Below are 2,691 nucleotides of genomic sequence, written 5' to 3'. Positions count from 1 at the left end.
CGCACGCAAGGCTTGCGGGTTGGTGTGCACCGAGTAATTTCCCAGCGCCAGATCATAGGGATGAGGTATGGCTGAGCCGATCACGAAGACCGTATCTTGTTGCAGCGCCTTGAGCGTCACGGCGCCGTTGCCGGGTTCGAAGATGGCCATCTCTCCTGCGTTGACCAGGCCTGGTGCGGACAAAGCGCCGCGGCTGACGCTCAACCACAACGACTCATGTTCTCCAGGTGGAACATAAGTCCAGGATTCCCCGGCACGTAGTGTGACCAACAGGTAATTCATTCCGGCAGGAGCACGGACCGGGCTCTGGACACCCTGGTAGGTGCCGAGAATCAACCGCGCCGGCCCGACTTCAGGCATCACGCCTGACTCCAGGTACTGACTGTCGACACTGGCGTTTTCCAACTCGGGCGGTAGTGCAACCCACAGTTGAAAACCCTGAATCCGTTTCGATGTGCCCACCGACATTTCCTTGCCGTGCCACACCCCGCCTCCGGCACGCATCCATTCGACACCGCCGTAGTCGATCATCCCCTTGCCCGAATCCGCATCCTCGAAGCGCAAATTACCTTCGGTGATGACGGTGACGGTGGCGATTCCCGAGTGCGGGTGCATTGGCATGCCGTTGATGAATGAGCTCTCGCCTTCGAACAGATCAAGGAAAACGAACGGCTTGATCAAATGGCCCAGATCCGAAGGACTCATCAGCCGGACAATTGCGCCATGCCCGCTGCCGGTGGTGCGATAACTGATTGCGCGGTGAGTTTCGGGTTCGCGTGCGCAGCCAGGATCAATCGCGAAGAGAGGTTGTTGCTGAAGGTTCATCATGATCTCTCGAACTGGGAAGCCTCGCGGCCCGATACCTCAAACAATAGATCGGGGCCGATTGCTTGATTAGCCGATACAATTGGATTGCACTCGTCCACCATCGACAGGAATGAACGGCCATGCTCGACCTCAATGACATCGCCATGTTTGTGCAGGTAGTCCGCTGCGGCAGCTTTGCAGAGGCGGCGAGACGGCTGGGAATGCCGCCCAATACCGTGAGTCGTCGCATCCAGCAGCTCGAAGCACACCTCGGCACTCGGCTGCTACAACGCTCCACCCGCAAGCTCACACTCACCAGTGCAGGCCAGGACTTCCATGAGCGTTGTGCAGGCGCAGTCGACGGTTTGCTCGAAGCCGGACAGGAGTTGATAACGGGTAGTAACGAGCCCAATGGCCTGGTGCGTGTGGCGGCTCCAGCCGACTTCTTCGACTTCTTCCAGATGGACTGGGTGACCGGRTTTCTCGCCGCGTATCCACGCGTGAGGCTCGACTTCATACTCAGCGATGCGAAGGCCGACTTGATCGCAGAGCAGATCGATGTCGCGTTTCGCGGCGGCGCCTTGCGCGATTCCGGTTTTGTCGGCCGTCAGATCCTTGACCCACGCAGCGTCGGAATGGTCGCAAGCCCCGCCTACATTGCCGCGCACGGCTCACCCCGCACGCTGCAGGACCTGGTAAACCACGATTGTGTGATCTCAGCGCAACCCGGCGGCCACGCCACATGGCGCTTGATCGGCCCGCAGGGTGAGGAGGAAGTGCAAGTCACTGGGCGCTTCAGTGGCAATACCGCACAGGCACTGCGCAGGGCCGCCGTGGCCGGCCTCGGCATCGCGCTACTGCCGCCGGTGATGGCCAGGCTCGATGTTCAGGCCGGTGTGCTCGTCCCGGTGCTGGCGCAATACCAACCCAAAGGCTATGGCCTGAACGTGCTGTATCCAAGCCGCCGACAGTTGCCGCTCGCGGTATCGGCCTTCATCGACCTGGTGATCGAGAAGTTGAATGCGTCGCACGCACCAGAGGTGCACCTGTAGCGAGCGGCAGTCGATGCCCATGGATCTATTCCGCTGGTGGCCCTAGACTTTGCAGTCCCCGCCCTCCTCGCCGATTGTTGAACAGGTTTCATGACTGAACATGCCAATTACCATCACGTGTCCGAAGTACCAGGCCTGGTGCTGGGGTCCGCACGCTTTGTGGATACCGGCTTCGATCGCCATTACCACCTCGATTTCCACATTGGCTTTGTCACCGAAGGCATCCAGCGTCATCGATCCAAAGGCGAGTCGTTTCTTTTAGGTCCGGGCAGTATTGCCCTGATGCCACCGGGTGAAATCCACGATGGTCTGCCCGAGGGCGGCGACGCCTATACGCTCAAGACATTCCGTCTGTCCCAGGCGCTGGTCGCGAGTATGACCGAGGAGATCAGCGGTCAACCGAGAGAGCTTGAGTTGACCAGTGTGTTGCTTGAAGACACGGGAGTTGTCGGCAGCCTGCACGGGTTGCACGAAGCGATGCAGCAGGCCGTCGGACCCGGCAGCCTCGCGGTGCAGACGCAATGGATCACCCTCCTTGAACACCTGTTGAGCCAGTCACGGGCGATCAAACCCGAAACGATCACAGGCACGCTATCGCCCCTGCAATGGTCTCGCGTCAGGGACTATTGTTTCAGCCACATCGATCAGCGAATCACCCTCGATGATCTCGCTGGATTGTGCGGACTGGGTCGCTTCCCGTTCCTCAAACAATTCAAGCGGACCATCGGCATGACGCCGCACGCATGGCTGCTTCGCCTGCGTCTAGAACGGGCTTGTGGCCTGCTATCACGTAGCGGGCAACCGATCATCGAGGTCGCCCACGCCGTCGGCT

Annotated in this window: 3 protein-coding genes; 2 read left to right on the top strand and 1 reads right to left on the bottom strand. The window is 59.9% G+C overall.

From position 1 onward, the window contains the following. Nucleotides 1-825: pirin family protein (locus tag ACXRVY_RS23230; RefSeq protein WP_458238349.1), on the bottom strand; the 825-nt coding region annotated here is incomplete at its 3' end. 122 nt (nucleotides 826-947) lie between these two features. Here ACXRVY_RS23230 and ACXRVY_RS23225 point away from each other — a divergent pair. Together ACXRVY_RS23225 and ACXRVY_RS23220 are read left to right on the top strand one after the other, a co-directional pair. After that, a complete protein-coding gene (locus tag ACXRVY_RS23225; protein WP_457266202.1) occupies nucleotides 948-1,859 on the top strand; it encodes a LysR family transcriptional regulator in 912 nt (303 codons plus the stop codon). 90 nt (nucleotides 1,860-1,949) lie between these two features. Continuing rightward, nucleotides 1,950-2,691: AraC family ligand binding domain-containing protein (locus tag ACXRVY_RS23220; RefSeq protein WP_458238348.1), on the top strand; the 742-nt coding region annotated here is incomplete at its 3' end.

The sequence above is a fragment of the Pseudomonas sp. P5_A2_2 genome, assembly GCF_054177685.1.
The sequence above is the reverse complement of the archived record's forward strand: the minus strand, read 5'-3'. Positions and strand labels throughout refer to the sequence as shown.